Genomic DNA, 20280 nt, shown 5'->3' on the forward strand with positions numbered 1-20280 from the left:
TTCAATTTATCAAAACCCGAAATCATCAATTTCCGTTTCATCTACCTTATTTATCTGTATCGGTTTTGCTTGTAAGTGAACAGGATTACCTTCTATATGAATTGCCCGAAAAGGCCGTACCGGACACACATACTCACATCCTCCGCAACCGACACAAATATCCGGATTAATTTTCGGAATTGTCAATCCATCCCGATACGGAACCATCGTAACAGCCTGAGTTGGACAGTGTTCGGCACATGCCCCGCAATTGGTATTATCGGTGTGTACAATACAATTTTCTTCGATAAATACCACATGCCCCACCTGTGTAAGATGCTTCTCTTCTTTAGTCAATGGCAATATCGCTTTATTCGGACAGATTTCGGAACAAAGGGTACAGTCATAATTACAAAAACCGTTTTCAAAGTTCATTACCGGTTGTAATATTCCTCCGACTCCGTATTCTAACAGTGATGGCTTCAATACATGAGAAGGACATTTGCTCACACAAAGATGACAAGCCGTACAATGCTGGTTAAAATGCTCTGCACTGATCGATCCCGGAGGAGACAAAGGATGTTCTTTTTTATAAGGCTTATTCCCTGTAAGTACCCCCACACTCTGGCTCATCGCTGACTTCGGTGCTGTTAATGCAACAGCGGTCAGAGTTGCGACAAAAGTACGCTTCGATATATCCGGTTCATCGGATGAGATATTTTTTTGCGATTCCTTTTTATAGCGCAAAGTATAAGATATTGCTCCTTGACGGCAATTATCGATACAATCAAAACAAACTACACAACGGCTATAATCTATTTCATGCTTTTTACTATCAATGCAGGAAGCCTTACATTTACGGGCACACAACCCGCAACTGTTACACTTAGAGGTATCAATATGTACTTTAAAAAGGGAATACTTCGAAATAAAACCCAATAAAGTTCCCACAGGACAAACGGTATTACAATATATCCTTCCATAACGATACGCCAAATAACCGACAACCAATACCGTCATAAAGGCAATTACCAAAGCCGACACACTTGTCACGATAATATCCATATAATAAAATGTATAGTTATCGAACATCGTAAAAATCCACGTTAAGAAATTATTTACAACCAAATACAAGGGCTTGAGAACATTGACTACAATACGTCCGTAAGCACTATAAGGATCGAACAAACTGACCAAAAACATAAAACCCGAAAAACCGGCAACTACGATCAATAACAATATTCCCCATCTCCACCGGTTTAATGCCCGACGGTAATCATAATGCTTCTTTTTATCTCGTTTGCGGGAAATCCAGATAGCTATATCTTGAAATATTCCCAAAGGGCAAATAGCAGAGCAATATGACTTTCCGGTCAACCACGTTAATACCAGCAGAAACAACAATATCCCGAGATTTAAACCCAACAACGCCGGAATAAGTTGCATATGAGCCAAAACATGAAAAGAGTTTGGCAAAATTCCGGCAAAATCGACCAAATAGAATGTGAGCAATAGGAATATCGTCAACGATATTCCTATACGTATTTTTCGTAACATAATTTATAAGAATTCGATTTACAGCAAAAATATGATTACATCTTTAAACGTCTGACTTTCAGACCGTCCAAATTCATCGTACCGATATTCAAAGCTTCTCCTTTGGCTAAGTGTCCGACATCTTCCAAGGGCATAGTACGTATTTGATTAAAGAATTTGGTAGCAGCAGTATCTACAGCAACAATATCGGATGATATAAAAAGAGCCTTGGGATTCACGACATCCGCTGCCGAAGTTCCTCGCGGGCCATTACTCTTCAATACCCTGTAAGCATCTACGACATTCAACACAGCGGGTTTTCTGAAAGTACAAATGTCTGCAATACACTGCTGCAGATCATTTTTATGAAAAGCACCTCTGTCCCAAACAATTCCCATATGGTTCTTCATAGATATTGTTAAGTTAGCCCCACCGTGATGTTTTAGAATAGGGACATTTATCCACACATCACAATCGAGAATCGCATTATGAATTTTGGTTTTACGTAGATTTTTTCCATGCGGAAGATCGACTGCCCTGTAATAAGACTCTTCATTTGCCGGAACGACCTTTGCTTTCGCAGCTTTTGCAGCATCTTCTATCCCACTATTTTTGTAACACTTACGCCAATCATCACAAGTATGATCAAAAACGATAACCTCTGCTGCTCCGGCCTTATAACATTGAGCAATAATCTCCTTTACAAGCTTCGGATTTGTATTCCCCGCAAGTTCCGGAACTTTATCCCATCCGATATTAGGTTTAACAACAACTTTATTCCCGGGTTTTACAAATTTACTCATCCCTCCCATTTCGGTAATTGCTTTCCGAAACATCATCTCCGGTTCTCCTCCCATAACGGCAACAAGATCATAAGCAGCACCGGTTTTCACATTCTTGCCACTTTGAGCAAGAATATCCATTGCGTCACTAAATTTAAATGTAGAAGCCAAACCGGCCAAAGCGACTGTTCTTAAAAATTCCCGTCTCTCCATATACTTTTAATTTGGAATCGCCAGGATATTCTTGTCCAAACAGCAAAAACATAATGAAAACCAGACACCTGAACGATTATTTTTAACTTTCCAAATATACAAATAAATTATTTTTCAGCATTATTATTTTCTTTTTTCACTGAAAAAAAACGCTTCTACAGTATTAGCCGGCTTTTATCATTCTTTTCTCATTAAGAGCCTGTTTAAATTTTGAGACCTCAACTCATCCGATATGCCTTAGGTGTCATCCCCGTATGTTGTTTAAAAAATTTCCCGAAAAAAGAGGGATTCGGGAAATTCAGATCATTCGAAATCTCCTGTATTGTTTTTCGAGTATATTTCAACTGCGATTTGGCATCAAATATAAGTGCGGTCTTTATCCATTCTGAAATCGTCTTTCCGCTTACCTCTCGTATTATCCTCGTTAAATATTTATCGGTAAGACACAATTTCCCGGCATAGAACCCTACACTCCGTTCCGTTTTATAGTGCGTCACGATCAATTGCATTAACTCCTTAAACAATATTTCATTCCTATTCAATTGTTGGGAAGTAGTTGCCAAAGTACGTCGAAAAATAGCACTGACTTCATAACAAAAGCCCATAAATAAAGATTGCACGATCTCTCTACGATAAATATGATCGGTTCTTATCAGTTTACTCCGAATAAACTCTATAAAAGAGAACAACATCTCAGATTCTTCTTCATCAAGATTAATTTTCGGATTATCTTTAACATGCAAAAAAAGCTGAATATTAGTTTTCATACTTTTGTCCGACAAAAAATCGGTAGATGCTCCCATAACATATAACAACAGGTCTTCGCTTTTATCTCCTAACTGGATAATAGATCCGGGTAAAATAAAGAAAAAGTCATTCGGTTTTACCGAATGCCGAATAAGATCTATAACCAATTCACAACTTCCTCTACGGCATATAATCATAATCAAGCCATCTAAACGAAACGGATAATTAAAAGCCGAGCCAGGCACTTTCCCTTGTATGGACATAAAAAATTCATCGGAAATCTGTTCATCCACATAATTCCGATTTACAGTCTTTTCCATCGAAATAACCGGAATATCTTTCACTTTCATAAATAATACTCTCTATTGCAACAAATATAAAACAATTTTACAAGTTCGTTTATAAGAAATTACGATTAGAGCATTTTTAGAGAAAATCAGAACTTTCCCGATATAGCATTCCCGTTACCTTTGCTTTTAAAAAGTCACATATATGCCTGAATTAATAAAAAAATATATCACAAAAATTATTTTCTGTACAGAAATACTACTTCTTTCAGGATGTGAATTGATAGAATACCACCCATACGATACCCATATTCATGGAGACAAGGAAATTAATTATACACAAATCGAAAAAATAGAGAATTCTTGCTCATCAAAAGAATCCATCCGTTTTATTCTTATGGGAGACAGTCAACGTTGCTATGACGAAACCGAAGATTTCGTAGACCATGTAAACAGTCGAAACGACATAGATTTCGTTATACACGGAGGAGATGTTTCGGATTTCGGATTAACAAGAGAATTTATCTGGGCTCGTGATATCATGAACAAGCTGAATGTCCCCTATGTTACTCTTATAGGAAATCACGATGTATTAGGTAACGGGAAAGCAGTCTTTGAAGAGATATTCGGAACTGATAATTTTTCTTTTATAGCGGGCAAAACTAAATTCGTATGCCTAAATACGAATGCTCTCGAATATGATTATTCACATCCTGTACCGGACTTCAATTTTCTAAATTCGGAAATGACAACCCGGCAAGATGAATACACACAAACCGTTGTCGTAATGCACGCCAAACCATATTGTGACCAATTCAACAACAATGTTGCAGAATATTTTCATTATACACTGAAAAATTTCAAAAATCTGAGATTCTGCCTACATGCCCACGAACACAATACAAAAGAAACCGATATTTTCGAAGACGGAACGATTTACTACGGATGCCCCTCCATGGACAAACGCAGTTACTTGCTATTTACCTTAACGCAAAACGAATACGGTTATGAAGAAGTTTTTTTCTAACTTGCTGCTAATTCTGTTTTCCATATATCCGCTAAAGCTTCTTGCTCAAACAGAAACGGATCATACAAACGAACGTCTTCTTACGGCATGGCAAAAGATGATACCTCGTTATACGAAAATTCAATTTGCAGGCGGAATGGGTCTGCTTTCAGCAGGCGTCGGATGGAATTACGGCCACAATAAAAGTTGGGAAACAGAAGTGTTGTGGGGATTTGTCCCATCCTTCAGTAATGACCGAACCAAACTCACAATGACATTACGGGAAAACTATGTTCCCTGGTCTGTCCGACTCGGAAAAGGATGGAGTTTACAACCTCTAAGTTGCGGTATATATATCAACACAATTTTCGACGGAAATTTATGGATCAAAGAGCCGAAAAAATACCCGAACGGTTATTATTGGTTTTCTACCAAAATACGCACTCATGTACAACTCGGTCAACGCATTTCTTTTTATGATAAAAAATTCATACGCAGGACAATGTCTCTTTTTTACGAATTAAGCACTTGTGATCTCTATATACTGAATGCATGCAGTAACCGATATGTCCGGTTATCTGATATTTTAAGTCTTTCTTTCGGATTCAGAATACAACTAATCTAAACGTACTCTCCCCTTTGGATTGGTCTTATAAAATTCACGGCTTTTTACAAGAATCATTCTTCAAGGGATCGATATTGTCTTATTTTTCGCTATTTTTGCACGAATTGATAAGAAAAAATGACATGAATATCCAAATAACCGCACCTTCCTCTTGCCGGGTAACAATACAACTTCCGGCATCGAAAAGTATAAGTAACCGGGCTTTGATATTAAATGCATTAAGTTACAGCCCATATAACATCCAAAACTTATCGGATTGCGATGATACGCGAGTAATGGTAAAAGCGTTAGAATCGAATGACAACCATTTCGATATCCATGCTGCAGGTACGGCAATGAGATTCATGACGGCATTTTTATCTAAAATCGTGGGAGAATGGGTAATTACAGGATCTGAACGAATGAGACAAAGGCCCATAGGGCTATTGGTCGACGCCCTTCGTTCATTAGGTGCCCGTATCGAATACATAGAAAAAGAAGGTTATCCTCCTCTCCGAATTTTCGGAAGCGCTTTAGAAGGCGGGGAATTAAGTCTAAACGGGAATGTCAGTTCCCAATACATTTCTGCCCTTCTGATGATCGCACCTTACATGAAAGCAGGATTGACGCTTACTCTCTCCGGAAATATTATTTCGAAGCCGTACATCCTCATGACATTGCAAATGATGAAACAGTTCGGCGTTACCGCTCAATGGAATGGAAACGTCATTCGCATAGCTCCGGCAGAATATAAACCTATCGCATTCAAAGTAGAGTCGGACTGGTCTGCTGCATCTTACTGGTATGAAATTGCGTCTTTATCTCCTTCTGCCGAAATAGAATTAGAAGGATTACAAAAAAACAGCGTACAAGGAGACTCACGAATAGCCGATTTTTTTGTTCCCTTAGGAATAAGTACCCAATACACAGAAGGCGGAATAAAACTCAGGCACAATGGTGAACGATGCAAAAAATTGACGCTCGATCTCTCTGATCAACCCGATCTGGCACAAACTTTAGTAACAACTTGCGCGTTTAAAAACATCGCGTTCCGATTTTCCGGATTACAATCTCTCAAAATCAAAGAAACCGACCGTATCGAAGCATTAAAACGGGAACTAAAAAAATTGGGTTATGTGATCAACGATATACGAGATTCTATTCTCGAATGGAACGGAGAACGTTGCCAAACAGGAAGCTCGGTTTCGATCGACACATATGAAGATCACCGTATGGCCATGGCTTTCGCTCCGGCTGCATTCATACATCCGGGAATCCGAATCAATCATCCGGAAGTCGTCAGCAAATCGTACCCTTCTTTCTGGGACGATATGAAAAGCGCAGGATTTGATATACGGGAACAATAAAACTAAAAACAGAAAATGTTATATATAATAGCATCCATCATTATTTTAGGATTCGTTTCCGCATGGTTGGATAAACGTTATAAACGGAAACTAAAACAAAAAATCGAATCGGGAGAAATTCCAAAACCGCAATCTTCGCAAACAAATGATTCCGAATGTTGCGGAATGCACGAAATTTGCGAAAGAGAAAGTTTACTTGCTGCAGTAAGCAAAGATATAGAATATTACAATGACGAAGAACTTGATGTTTTCAAAGGCCGCCATTCCGACAGTTATAGTACTGCCGAAATTGCCGAGTTCGGAGAAGTATTATATACGCTCCGCAGTGAAGAGGTTGCCGGATGGGTCAGAAGTCTCCAACTTCGAGAAATAGAACTGCCCGACCCGTTAAAAGACGAAGTTCTGCTCATTGTAGGAGAGCGGAGAGAAAAATCCTGATATTTTCATCCTTTTTTGAATAAGATCATGTCGGACATATTACAATATACTTTTTTTCAGAATGCTTTATTCGCAGTCATTCTGATTGGTCTGGCCGGAGGCATTATAGGGACTTATATCGTTACTCGTCGTATGGTATTTATTACGGGAGGTATCACCCACGCCTCCTTCGGAGGGTTGGGGCTCGGATTTTTTCTCGGAATCAGTCCGACCTTATCTGCTTTATTTTTTGCTGTACTATCCGCACTGGGAGTAGAATGGATGTCTCGAAGAAACGGGGTTCGTGAAGACTCCGCAATCGCAGCGTTCTGGGCATTCGGGATGGCTATCGGTATCATCTGCATCTTTATGACACCGGGATATACACCGGAATTAAGCGAATTTCTTTTCGGCAATATTCTGACCATAACCCATGCAGATTTAATTCTGTTTTCACTATATACAGCCGGATTAATTCTCGTATTCATACTATTCTACCGACATATCGTATATACGGCTTTCGACCGGGATTTTGCGGCAACCCGTCGGCTTCACGTACGTCTGATAGAATACGGCATGACATTTTTGGTATCGGTTTGCGTAGTTCTCACAATCCGTTTAGTCGGCATCATGCTGTTAATGTCCCTACTCACTGTGCCGCAAATGATATCCGATCTGTTCTTTAACCGATATAAACAGATCATTTACAGTTCGATCATATTAAGTATCCTGTCAGGAATAACCGGACTCGTAATTTCCTACTATATTAATGTCCCGGCAGGAGCTTGTATCGTATTTATATTAGTAATTTTTTATGGGATGGCGAGAATGTCGGTATGGGGCAGTCGTTTACGAAAATCCCGGTATTGAGTTTTTTACATTTTGAAAACAATAAAACAACATTTTACAGGTTTATTTTAATAGGAACTTTTAATCATAAGATTACATTTGAGACGAATCTATCTCCATATCGCTTCTATTGCATTGTGCCTGTTTACCGTTTTTTCATGTTCGGTAAAGAAAAACACAAAACTGAGCCGTTCTTACCAGGCTATGACTACCCGTTATAATGTCTATTTTAACGGTATAGAAAATTATAAAGAACAGTTGAAAAACATGGAGAGCAATTATGAAGATAACTTTACCCGGTTAGTACACATGCATCCGGTCAGCGCATACGGAAATCCTAAAGAAACCAAACCGAACGGAAGTTTCGACCGTACCATAGAAAAATGCCAAAAAGCAATAAAATTGCACTCTATTCAAAAAAAACCGAAACGGAATCAAAATAAAATGCATGATCCTAAATACAGGGAATATGTAAAAAGAGGAGAATTCAATCCTTTTATCCATAATGCATGGCTGCTCATGGGGAAAGCCCAATTTTATAAAGGAGACTTTCTTGCCGCCTCGGCAACGTTTATTTATATTACTCGCCATTTTACATGGAAACCCGATCTGATCGCAGAGTCCAGAATATGGCTTGCCCGTTGCTATCTTGAAATGGGCTGGATGTACGAAGCTGAAGATGTTTTGCAGAAAATCAACAACGACGGTCTTCCTTCTAAACTTAACAATTGGTTTTCTACCGTAAATGCAGACTTTTTAATACGTAACGGAGAATATAAACAAGCAATTCCGTATCTGCAAACAGCAATAAAAGCAGAAAGTAAAAAAGCCCAGAAAATACGGATGAATTTTCTGTTGGCACAACTTTATGCTTTGACTAATGATAATCAAGCGGCTTATCAGACCTTCGGTAAAGTGATAAAAATGAGCCCGCCTTACAGAACCGAGCTGAACGCCAGAATAAAGCAAACTGAAGTATTTCCGGGAGGTGATATTGAAAAGATAGTGAAAACTCTGAATAAAATGGCCAAAAGCCCGAAAAACAAGGATTACTTAGATCAAATATATTATGCTTTAGGAAATTTATATCTTTCACGTCAAGATACGACAAATGCTATAAAAAACTATATCCTCGCTGCACAGAAAAGCACCCGTGAAGGTATCGAAAAAGCTATCAGCCAACTGACTTTGGGAAACATTTACTTCAACCAACGTAAATACACCAAAGCTCAACCTTGTTACGCCGAAGCAATACCCTTGATTGACGAGACATACCCGGACTATGCACAATTGGTAAAACGCTCTGAAGTATTGGATGAACTGGCAATCCATGCACAAAACGTAGAATTACAAGACAGTCTGCAGCAATTGGCAGCACTGCCCGAACCTGAGAGAATGAAGATTATCCAGCAAAAAATAGACGATCTTATCGCCGCCGAAAAAAGAGCTGAAGAAGAAGCCAAAAAAGAGGCATACCTTGCAGAACAGCAAGGAAATATCCCTCAATTCGGGAATCAGGGCGGAGCTCAACAGCCAACGATACCGAACATGAACCTCGGTAACGGAAGCAATGCCTGGTATTTTTATAATCCGGCTTTAGTATCTGCCGGTAAAACAGAATTCCAACGGAAATGGGGACGCAGAAAGTTGGAAGACGACTGGCGTCGACGCGATAAAGCTTCTTTCTCTATGGACGACCTGACCGGAAACGATGAAACCGCCGATTTGGAAAATGAAGAGGGAGAAACCGAGATAACGGATGATACAGCCGCATCCGATACGACACAACTTAACGAAGCAAGCAATGATCCGCATAAACCGGAATTCTATATACAACAACTTCCGTTAACTCCGGAGGATATTGCTACATCGAACGAAATAATTGCCGACGGACTTTTCAACATGGGAATCATTTTGAAAAATCAATTGGGAGATTTCGATGCCTCATTAGATGCGTTCAACCGCCTCGATAACCAATTCCCCCAAAATGATTTCCGCCTTGAAGCCTATTATAATACTTATCTGATATATATGCAATTAGGTGATATAGCTATGGCAGATAGTTATAAGAATCGTATTATAAAAGATTTTCCGGAAAGTAAATATGCTATAGCGTTAGCAGACCCGAACTACCTCGATAATTTGAGAAAAATGGACTCTATGCAAGATTCCATATACAACAAAACATACCAAGCTTATCTGGAAAACAGAAACGGTGACGTACACGAGTTATATCAGTACATGAAAAAGACTTATCCGCTATCAAAACTGATGCCAAAATTTATGCTGGTAGATGCTCTTGCTTATGTAAACGAAAAGAAGATAGACGAATTCAAAAACGGACTGAAAGAACTGCTGGAGAAATATCCGACCGAGGATGTCAGTCCTTTGGCTACAGATATGCTGAAGGGTATTGCACAAGGCAAATCGGTAGTGTCCGGAACAGGGAAATCCAATATTTGGGAAGTCCGCTTAGGAAACAATATGGCTGACGATTCTACCGGAATGGCAACAGACTCGATAGCTCCGTTCACAATGGATAAAGAATCACCACACCTGCTCGTTTTGGTATATCCGACAGATAGTGTATCTTCGAACCAATTATTATTCGATGTCGCAAAATATAATTTTTCAAACTTTTTGATTAAGGATTTTGATCTGGAAATAATCTCCTTTAACGAAATTAGTATGCTTGTTGTCAAAGGATTTAATAACTTTGACGAACTAACTCTTTATCGTCGTATGATCGGCAGTGAAAAAGGACTGAAATTTCCCGATACCGTCAGACCGGTAATGATTAGCGAATCGAACTTCAAGTTACTGCTCGAGGGCAGGAGTTTCGATGAATATTTTCATTTTCTTGAGCAAAACCAATAAATAGTATGAGAAACGAACTAATACTTTGGGCAGACGATGAAATAGATTTATTAAAACCTCATATCCTTTTCTTAAAACAAAAGGGTTATGAAGTCATTACGGTTTCCAATGGACGAGATGCTTTGGAAATGTCGGAGAAAGAACATTTCGACCTGATTATACTGGACGAAAATATGCCCGGATTGAGTGGATTGGAGACTCTTAGCCGAATCAAGGAGACGAATCCGGATGTACCGGTAGTTATGATTACGAAAAACGAAGAGGAAAATATCATGACGCAGGCTATCGGCAACAAGATCGCCGATTACTTGATAAAACCTGTAAATCCGAATCAGATACTGCTATCTATCAAAAAGAATCTTTATCAAAAAGAAATCATCTCGGAAAAAGCGACTTCCGGGTATCAGCAAGAATTTAATAAAATCAGTTCCCAAATCAACGATTCATTCTCATGGGAAGACTGGTACGAGGTATATAAAAAATTAGTATTTTGGGAACTCGAACTCGAAGAGACCGACAGTAATATGGGTGATTTGCTGAGAATGCAAAAAACCGAAGCTAATTCTGCTTTTACGAAGTTTATTAAAAAAAACTATGAAAAATGGGTCACCACAGACGAGCATCCGTTAATGAGCCACGAACTATTTAAAAACAGAATATTCCCATTATTGGACCAAGGAGAAAAAATATTTTTAATCCTGATCGATAATTTCAGGCTCGATCAGTGGAGAATGATAAAACCACTACTTAACGAATATTATACATTCAATGAAGAACTCTATTTCAGCATTCTGCCCACCGCGACTCAATATGCCCGAAACGCAATATTCTCGGGATTGATGCCGGACAAGATATCAAAAATGTTTCCGGAGCTTTGGGTAGATGAAGATGAGGAGGAAGGAAAGAATTTAAATGAAGCTCCATTAATTCAGACCCAGATAGACCGTTTTCGTAAAAAATACAGTTTTTCCTATAATAAAATCAACGAATCGCAATTCGGAGATAAGTTGATTCAAAATTTTGCTCAATTAGAACGAAATCAATTGAATGTTTGCATACTCAATTTTGTAGATATGCTGTCTCATGCCCGTACCGAATCGAAAATGATACGGGAATTAGCTTCTACAGATGCGGCATATCGCTCTCTTACAGAATCATGGTTCAAACATTCATCGGCACTCGACCTTTTTAAAAGAATAGCCGAAACCGACTATAAAATCATATTGACTACCGATCACGGAACAATCAATGTAGATAATCCGATCAAAGTAATAGGGGATCGCAATACGAACACGAATTTGCGCTATAAGGTCGGCAAAAATATGAGTTATAATTCTAAACAGGTTTACGAAATCAAGAATCCTAACCGGTTCGGACTTCCGTCTCCGAACGTAAGTTCGACCTATATTTTTGCAACGAACCGGGATTTTTTAGCTTACCCGAACAATTACAACTACTATGTAGGATATTATAAAGATACTTTCCAACACGGAGGTATTTCAATGGAGGAAATGATGATTCCTTTTATAACATTGTCAAAAAAATAATAAACAAACAGTCTATGCAAACCATTACAATTAATAATTTAGATAACATCAGAGAGGCTGCACGAGAGTTTATTTCTCGAATGGGAGACACCACCGTATTTGCTTTTCGAGGGAAAATGGGTGTCGGAAAAACAACTTTTATCAAGGCTATATGTGAGGAACTCGGTGTCGAAGATGTAATAAATAGCCCGACTTTCGCTATTGTTAACGAATATCGCTCGGCAACCGGAGAACTCATTTACCATTTCGATTTCTACCGGATCAATAAACCCGAAGAAGCTTATGATTTCGGATATGAAGATTACTTTTATAGCGGAGCTCTCTGTTTTATCGAATGGCCTGAGAAAATAGAAGACTTGTTACCCGGAGACTGTGCCAATATCATTATCACCGAAAATGAAGACGGAAGTCGAAGCGTAACCAGCGAAGAACTTGAATAATCCTTTTATAGTCAATCCGAACAATAAATACAAGATTGCAATCCTCACATTACTCAATTCAATAATGATTATCAGTAAATATATCATCTCTATTTTCTTCGCTTGCTTAGGTACATTATCGATATGTGCCGCTATCGCAAATTGGAATTGGTTTTTTAATACCAACAACGGAAAAATCTTCGTTCGCCTATTTAAACGGACAGGTGCCCGTATTTTTTATATAATACTGGGAACACTTATTTGGATAATGGCTATTTCTGTATATATCGAAATTAATTGATTCTCCTACTAAAAATTAACATTTCAAAATATATCTTGTATATATAGTTTTTTTATTCCATGTCTATTATTTTTGATTTTATTAACTATAAAAGTACCATATTATTCCTATCAATTATATATTATAATATATAAACAACCACACAAAATATTAATAATCAATCAAATAATTAATTATCAATGTTTGTTTAAACGCTGCATATCAAATTAATTATTGTAAACATATATATACCTTTCATTTTTTAGCATACATTTGTATTGCAAAATAAAACGAACAACCATTAAATAGTTTCGTATTTATATGCAATCTTCTCAAACAAACTTTTAAAGTATAACTAAAACTTGAAAATGTATGAAAAAGCTACTTTTAGCAACTGCAGTATGTTTATTGGCGTCTGCAAACTCTTTTGCTCAGTACAAACCCGAAGCCGGAACAGTAACTACTGAAATTCAATTTAATCCGTTCAATCAAGACAATGAAAATTTTTCAATTGACGGCTTGAAATTGCGTTATTTCTTCAACGAAAAACATGCTCTTCGTCTGAATTTAGGTTTTGGTGTAGGGTCAAACAAATATTCCAATGAAGGAGTACGTGACGATGCAGATAAGACCGCATGGAGTCAAGATACTAAATCCAAAAACGGACACTTCACTTTAGGCGTAGGATATGAGTATCATATCGATGTTGCTCCCCGTTTTTCTGTATATGTCGGAGGTGAAACTGGTTTTACTATCACTAACGCTAAATCAACAATTAATATCAAAGAAGGAACTGCCGAAACTGATCTTACAATCAAAAACCACTACACAGATAATGCTGAAGATCTAACAAGTTTTGATCCAACAACCGGTTGGCCTGTAACCCCTTACGGATCTTTTTCTTACAATTTACAAGCATTAACAGGATTTGATTTCTATATGTACAAAGGTCTGTATTGCGGTGCAGAATTCGGATTACAGCTTAAAACTCTCAAATATAAAAATGCTGAATTAGACGGTAAAATTGCCGGTACGGACATTGTCAAAGACGACTATAAAGACGATTCCAAAAGAACTGGTTTAAGTTTAGCATTTAAAGCAGCTCCTGCAATCCGTTTAGGTTGGAAATTCTAATTCAGAATTTAATAATTATATAAAAATGCACGAAAGATTTTTTCGTGCATTTTTTATTTTTTGTTCCGGCGCAAAGCCTGTACGATAATCTCTCCTTTAAAATAAATTATTAACGAACAAACGATGATCAGCATTCCTGACACTGTAGTTATTGTAGGATATTCTCCGGCAAGCATAACCCAACTCAAAACCGCACCTAAAATAGGATTGATAAGACGACACATATTTATATCCGAAACTTTAGCACCTCTAGACTGCAAAGCCATAAACCAAAAACTGAATGCAAAAACAGATATGAAGACAAGCACTCCCAAACTTATATAAAAACCCGCAGGCTTGCCGATAAACGAATGATACCCTTCGGTACAAATACCTACACCATAAATCAAAGCTCCACCAAAAAACATTTGAACGGCATTCAGAAAAACAGGATCTACCTTTCCTTTATCTTCAGAAACAGAGATAGCCGAATATCCTTGCAATATAATATTAAGCAACAGCAAAACTATTCCGCATATACTTTTCAGATCAAGCGGCTCTCCATCATTTCCCATACCGATAATCAGAAGAAGCCCTGCGAAACTGACTATCAGACTAACGACCTTACATATATTGAGTCTATCATTCTTGGCTATCAAATGGGCAAGAAGGACATTTATAATAGGTGTCATACCCATAACGATAGAAGAGATAGCCCCGCTTACAAAATCAACGCCGAAATAAAACGCCGAGTATCCTAAAAACATATTGACAAAAATCAAATTCAAAAAAAGACGCTTATGCAACAATATCTCTTTCCACATACCCTTATGCCAAGTATACGCAAAAAGGATTATACCTACTGCTGTAAAACGTAATCCGGCAAAATTCATCGGAGTGAAATCATAACTCAAACCTTGTTTTATAAACGGATTTACGATCGCCCATAAAACCGATGCTGCAATCGCATATATCAAACCTTTTTTCATAACCGAGGAAATAAAATAAATCAGGGTAAAAGCAAGTTCTGTTCTTTATAAGAAAGTCAACGTACCGTTACGTGAAAACAACCCTGCTTAATTTCATATTTGACATAACAAGCATTTCTTTTTTTCAAGCTCAGCAATACCTCTGCCAAAATATGTTTCAATTGTTCTTTAGGAATCAAATAACGGTCATCCGTAGTAACAAAACGTGAATAAGCAATATCGAATGTGGTTCCGTAACGATGAGCAGAGTTGGCACTCGCATTCCCATTCTTTTTCCGTAAACATTTAACATCTTGATCTACCCGGAGAACACTGGTAACCAAAATCTGATAGCTTCCTCCTCCCCGACTTTCCAGAGAATCGATAAAGTTTTTTCCGATAGTTTCCAACAATTCTTTCGCCTTCGGCACAAGATAGGGTATAGAATGGGTAAGAGAATCTACTTTATAATATTCACAATCTGTTATCTCGCATAAATGCGTATTTCCTGACAAAGCCTCTTCCCTGGACGATGCCGGAGAAATTCCCAAACGACGAGCGGCTTCGAGATGCCGGTCATTCATATCGTTGAATGCCCGGGAAAAACGCCCGAATGGAATAATTTTCAAATCTTTCTCTATCGTAATTACCTTTTCTTTTGATTTCCCACAGGAAAAAGCAGATATCGCTAAAATAAAAATCAGGAAATAAACAATTCTTTTCACGCACTTATTTTTACGGACAAACTTAAAAAAAGTTTCCCGGTTACAAAAACAATCTTTGAAGAAATCCTGCATAAAACAAAAAGAAAAAACTTCATTCCAAATATTTTGTTATACCTTTAAGGTCCGTTTAAAAGAAATCTTAGAGAGCTATCGATATGATGAAAAAATGTACTTTGCCGGTTCTGGAAATGAGTTGTGCCGTATGTGCCAACAACGTAGAAAACAAAGTAAATTCATTATCAGGAGTCACTTCCGCTTCTGTCAACTTTGCAGCAAATACAATTACCATAGAATATGATCCCGAACAGATCACGTTGCCACAAATCAAAGCAGAAGTTCAATCTATCGGATATGATCTTGTTATAGATGAAGAAAATCAAGAAGATATACAAGAAGAAGCACAAAAAAGCCATTACGCTCTCTTAAAAAGAAAAGTAATCGTTGCATGGATTTTGTCTATTCCGATCATGCTCCTATCTATGATTTTTATGCATATACCCGGAAACGAATGGATTATGATGGTACTTACCTTGCCTATTCTGCTCTACTCCGGACAAAGCTTTTATATCCATGCGTGGAAACAGACAAAACAGCACACCGCCAATATGGACACTTTAGTAGCATTAAGTACATCGATTGCATTTTTATTCAGCCTGTTTAACACTATATACCCTCAATTCTGGACTAACCAAGGTATGGAGGCTCATGTATATTACGAAGCCGCCGGGATGATCATTGCATTTGTTCTTTTAGGAAAGCTAATGGAAGAGCGAGCTAAAAACAGCACGACTTCTGCCATAAAAGGACTTATGGGACTACAACCGAAAACTGCACGGAAAGTCATTGAAACCGAAGAAATAGAAGTACCAATCGGACAATTGCAACCAAACGACAAAATCAGTGTACGTCCGGGAGAAAAAATTCCGGTAGACGGTATTGTAATCGAAGGAAATTCCTATGTTGACGAAAGTATGATCAGCGGTGAAGCTATTCCGGTAAAAAAACAATCGGGAGACCGGGTATTGGCAGGGACAATAAATCAGCGGGGATCATTTATCTTGAACGCAACCCAAGTAGGAAGCTCTACCGTACTCGCTCAAATTGTACGTATGGTACAAGAAGCTCAAGGCAGCAAAGCTCCCGTTCAAAAAGTAGTAGATCGCATTAGCAGTATTTTTGTCCCTATCGTCATCAGCATTTCTATAATAACATTTATTGTATGGATAATCATCGGGGGTAACCATTATTTTTCTTATGCCTTGTTATCAGCCGTATCGGTACTTGTCATTGCATGTCCATGTGCTTTAGGATTGGCAACCCCGACCGCACTTATGGTCGGGATAGGTAAAGGAGCAGAACGGCATATACTGATCAAAGATGCTTTTGCTCTTGAAAACTTATGTAAAGTAAATTGCGTCGTATTAGATAAAACCGGAACATTAACCGAAGGACACCCTTCGGTAAGTGATGTTCTCTGGATTACAGATTCTGATCAAACCTCCCAATCGGTATTACTTGCTGCAGAACAAAAATCGGAACATCCTCTTGCAATCGCAATTACCGAATATCTGAAAGGGAAGGGTGTCGCACCGGAAGAAATCAACTCATTCGAAAGTATTACCGGAAAAGGGATCGAAGTTGTTTTCAAAGATAGTAAATACTGGGTAGGAAGTTTGTCTTTCGCTCAAACACAACAAATACAATTACCGGAAAAAGCATTACAAAAAACAGAAATGTGGTCTAAGGAAAATAAAAGTATTATATATTACGGAAAAGAATCTTCCCTCATGGCTATTTTTGCTATCACCGACCCGTTAAAACCGACATCGGTTCAAGCAGTACAAACTCTTGAAAAAAGAGGTATAGAAGTGCATATGCTCACAGGCGATGGCAATAAAACCGCACAAATGATAGGCAGAACATTGGGTATCAAGCATATAAAGGCCGAAGTCATGCCTACTGATAAAGAAATATATATACAGAATCTGCAGCAAAAAGGGAAAATCGTTGCAATGGTAGGAGATGGCATTAATGATTCTCAAGCTCTGGCCCGGGCAGATGTAAGTATTGCTATGGGAAAAGGTACAGATATTGCAATGGATGTAGCTATGGTAACGCTGATGACCTCAGATCTTTTATTGTTACCCCAAGCAATCAAACTTTCTCAAAGAACAGTCCGACTTATTCACCAAAATCTGTTCTGGGCATTTATCTATAATGTCATAGGTATTCCTATTGCCGCAGGAATATTATTCCCAATAAATGGATTGTTATTAAATCCTATGTGGGCAAGTGCGGCAATGGCATTCAGTTCGGTTTCGGTCGTCCTGAATAGCTTACGTCTAAAATATAGCTAAATTCATCTTCAGCAATACTCCTGACGAGATAATAACTTTTTTATCGTCTCCAGTTTTCCTCTTTAAAGGGAAAGAGATACGTAATTAAATCCGAACAAATGAGAATAATTATTGGATTATTCTCATTTGTTCGGAACTATTTATCTAAATTTCTTCTCTTAAAAAAAGGTTAAGAGCCTATTTAAATCTTCTGATAAAAAATAGACTAATCGGTTTACCATATTTCTACTAAAAGACTCACTTTTTTATTCATAATGATAAAAAAATCGACTTTTTGTATCACAAAATAAATAAATTGTTTATTTTTGCACACATATTTGCATAATAAATGCATAAAAAAACATTTTATCAATCTTTTATTTTGACATAAAAAATCGAAATCGTCTAAAAAAACGATCGTTTTTTCGGACAATTTTAATTCAATTAATTATCTCTTTGCTTACACTAACGTAAAACTTTAGTTATAAACATCTAATTATTTTATCCTTTTCAATAAAAAATCAATTACCGTTTTAGTAGATATTGATTGAAAAAACGATCGTTTTTTCGGACGTAACCAACCTAAACAGTAATTGAAATGAAAAGGAAACGGTTTATACTTCCTTATGTGTTAGTGTTTTGCGTAATCAATATTTTTGCACAATCTAAAAAGCCCGAAGATAAATTTATGCCCGAATGGCATCTGCTATTCAATGACTCAATTATCGGAACAAATGTTTCTTCTGCACTCGCATGGCTACAATCACAAAAATTAAAACCGAAAAAAAATATTATCGTCGGAGTAATCGATTCCGGGACTGATACCACCCACCTTTATATACAAAAGGCTCTATGGCATAATAAAAAAGAAAAACATAATGGTAAAGACAACGATAAAAACGGATATAAAGGAGATGTTCTCGGATGGAATTTTTTAGGTACTCCCGATGGTTCTTTCAATATGAAAAGTGCCGGAACAGAAGAATTCAGGGAGTTCAAAAGGCTATACCCTAAATACAAAAACTATCCGACCGACTCGGCAACAATAGCAAACGCGTCTCCCGAATTTATTTATTATCTGAAAATGAAAGCAGGAGCTCGTATCGAATCCTATTTCAAATTCACTAAATATCTGCAACAACAGGCAAATGCATACGAAGAGCTCACTAAACGGGCAAAATCGGCATATCCCGGTAAAGACTCTCTGAGAGTCATAGACATTATGAATATAGATGCAAACGATTCTCTATTCAATATATCTGTACAACTGATCGCCATCGACCTTATGAACGGCAGCAAAGATCGACTATGGCAAACTTTGGTCGACCAGCATAACGCAAAATTGAATCAGGCACAAACCCGTATCAAAAGCATAGAAGCAGACAAAGATAAACGACTGCTTATGGGCGATGACATACATAACGCATCCGACCGCTTTTACGGGAACCCCGACGTTATGTGTGATGATTACTTCCACGGCACATTCGTTGCCGGAATAATCGCAGCCCAACCAAACCCTGAAAATAAAATGATCGGCATTTACCCGACTGCAAAAATCATGACGATCCGGGCAGTTCCCGAAGGTGATGAATACGATAAAGACATTGCATCTGCAATACGTTATGCTGTCGATAACGGAGCTAAAATCATCAATATGAGTTTCGGCAAACAGACTTCTCCCGATGCCGATATGGTAGAAGATGCTATTCATTATGCTGCGAACCATGACGTTTTATTAGTTATGGCATCCGGAAATAACGGTACAGACTGCGATAAAAAAATCTACTATCCGCAAGGACTCGACAAAACGGGGAAAAGAATAGATAACTTGATCCGTGTCGGAGCTTCGGACATAAACGGCAACCCCGGATCAATATCCAATTATGGAAAAAACAGTGTAGATATCTTCGCTCCGGGAATGGATATTACGTCTTTAGGTGAAAACAACGGATATACTACCTCAAGCGGGACAAGTATAGCAGCTCCCGTAGTAGCAGGTATTGCAGCCATCATCCGAGACTATTTTCCGAAACTATCAGCCGATCAAGTAAAAGAGATCCTGATAAAGAGTGTAACACCGATGAACTATAAACGGGTAAAAATCCCCGGATTGAATAAAAAAGGAAATGTCGCCACATACGATTCGTTATGTGTCTCCGGAGGAATTGTCAATGCTTTAAATGCCGTAAAAATGGCTCAACAATTGTCTTCAAAAAAGAACAAATAAG

17 protein-coding genes are annotated in these 20280 nt (G+C 37.9%); 12 read left to right on the forward strand and 5 right to left on the reverse strand.

What is annotated here, in order from left to right; translation table 11 throughout:
* Positions 1-9: 9 nt before the first annotated feature.
* The 3 genes from QUE35_RS06835 to QUE35_RS06845 form a co-directional block, all read right to left on the reverse strand.
* Positions 10-1536, reverse strand: coding sequence for a 4Fe-4S binding protein (locus tag QUE35_RS06835; protein WP_009318589.1), 1527 nt, complete (start codon positions 1534-1536; stop codon positions 10-12).
* A gap of 35 nt (positions 1537-1571) precedes the next feature.
* Positions 1572-2510, reverse strand: a complete 939-nt coding sequence (locus QUE35_RS06840) for a DUF362 domain-containing protein (protein ID WP_022601081.1) — start codon at positions 2508-2510, stop codon at positions 1572-1574.
* Between the two features lie 218 nt (positions 2511-2728).
* Entirely contained in the window at positions 2729-3607 is an 879-nt protein-coding gene (locus QUE35_RS06845; protein ID WP_022601082.1) for a helix-turn-helix domain-containing protein, read from the reverse strand.
* A 142-nt stretch (positions 3608-3749) separates the two neighbouring features.
* On the opposite strand from QUE35_RS06845, the gene QUE35_RS06850 reads away from it, so the two are divergent.
* The 10 genes from QUE35_RS06850 to QUE35_RS06890 all read left to right on the forward strand — a co-directional run bounded on the left by QUE35_RS06850 (position 3750) and on the right by QUE35_RS06890 (position 14044).
* Entirely contained in the window at positions 3750-4571 is an 822-nt protein-coding gene (locus QUE35_RS06850) for a metallophosphoesterase family protein (protein ID WP_009318586.1), read from the forward strand.
* Complete coding sequence (locus QUE35_RS06855) at positions 4552-5175, forward strand: hypothetical protein (RefSeq protein ID WP_022601083.1); 624 nt, start codon at positions 4552-4554, stop codon at positions 5173-5175. Before QUE35_RS06850 ends, QUE35_RS06855 begins: the two co-directional genes overlap by 20 nt.
* Before the next feature lie 122 nt (positions 5176-5297).
* Complete coding sequence (gene aroA / locus QUE35_RS06860; protein ID WP_022601084.1) at positions 5298-6521, forward strand: 3-phosphoshikimate 1-carboxyvinyltransferase; 1224 nt, start codon at positions 5298-5300, stop codon at positions 6519-6521.
* Between the two features lie 15 nt (positions 6522-6536).
* The gene (locus QUE35_RS06865) at positions 6537-6959 is read left to right on the forward strand and encodes a phospholipase (protein WP_122303749.1); all 423 of its coding nucleotides are present in this window, start codon (positions 6537-6539) and stop codon (positions 6957-6959) included.
* 27 nt (positions 6960-6986) lie between these two features.
* On the forward strand, positions 6987-7808 hold the full coding sequence (locus QUE35_RS06870; protein ID WP_022601087.1) for a metal ABC transporter permease: 822 nt from the start codon (positions 6987-6989) through the stop codon (positions 7806-7808).
* Between the two features lie 78 nt (positions 7809-7886).
* Positions 7887-10664 carry a type IX secretion system periplasmic lipoprotein PorW/SprE gene (gene porW, locus QUE35_RS06875; RefSeq protein ID WP_031258554.1) on the forward strand — a complete coding sequence of 926 codons (2778 nt, stop codon included), beginning with the start codon at positions 7887-7889 and terminating at the stop codon, positions 10662-10664.
* Between the two features lie 5 nt (positions 10665-10669).
* On the forward strand, positions 10670-12211 hold the full coding sequence (porX, locus tag QUE35_RS06880) for a T9SS response regulator signal transducer PorX (protein ID WP_009318580.1): 1542 nt from the start codon (positions 10670-10672) through the stop codon (positions 12209-12211).
* A 14-nt stretch (positions 12212-12225) separates the two neighbouring features.
* Positions 12226-12651 carry a tRNA (adenosine(37)-N6)-threonylcarbamoyltransferase complex ATPase subunit type 1 TsaE gene (gene tsaE / locus QUE35_RS06885; RefSeq protein ID WP_022601089.1) on the forward strand — a complete coding sequence of 142 codons (426 nt, stop codon included), beginning with the start codon at positions 12226-12228 and terminating at the stop codon, positions 12649-12651.
* A gap of 64 nt (positions 12652-12715) precedes the next feature.
* Complete coding sequence (locus QUE35_RS13695; RefSeq protein WP_022601091.1) at positions 12716-12931, forward strand: Imm17 family immunity protein; 216 nt, start codon at positions 12716-12718, stop codon at positions 12929-12931.
* A gap of 351 nt (positions 12932-13282) precedes the next feature.
* Positions 13283-14044: a BT1926 family outer membrane beta-barrel protein gene (locus QUE35_RS06890; protein WP_022601092.1), complete on the forward strand. Its 762-nt coding sequence runs from the start codon at positions 13283-13285 to the stop codon at positions 14042-14044.
* Between the two features lie 53 nt (positions 14045-14097).
* Here QUE35_RS06890 and QUE35_RS06895 read toward each other — a convergent pair whose 3' ends face one another.
* A complete protein-coding gene (locus QUE35_RS06895; protein WP_022601093.1) occupies positions 14098-15012 on the reverse strand; it encodes a DMT family transporter in 915 nt (304 codons plus the stop codon).
* Between the two features lie 56 nt (positions 15013-15068).
* Complete coding sequence (locus QUE35_RS06900) at positions 15069-15716, reverse strand: DUF5715 family protein (protein ID WP_031258556.1); 648 nt, start codon at positions 15714-15716, stop codon at positions 15069-15071.
* Between the two features lie 155 nt (positions 15717-15871).
* Between QUE35_RS06900 and QUE35_RS06905 the strand changes: the two genes are divergently transcribed.
* Positions 15872-18073: a heavy metal translocating P-type ATPase gene (locus QUE35_RS06905; RefSeq protein ID WP_031258557.1), complete on the forward strand. Its 2202-nt coding sequence runs from the start codon at positions 15872-15874 to the stop codon at positions 18071-18073.
* 577 nt (positions 18074-18650) lie between these two features.
* Positions 18651-20279, forward strand: coding sequence for a S8 family serine peptidase (locus QUE35_RS06910; RefSeq protein ID WP_022601187.1), 1629 nt, complete (start codon positions 18651-18653; stop codon positions 20277-20279).
* The last annotated feature ends 1 nt before the right edge of the window (position 20280 follow it).

Origin of the sequence: Coprobacter fastidiosus (assembly GCF_030296935.1) — a bacterium.
Taxonomy (GTDB): Bacteria; Bacteroidota; Bacteroidia; order Bacteroidales; family Coprobacteraceae; genus Coprobacter; species Coprobacter fastidiosus.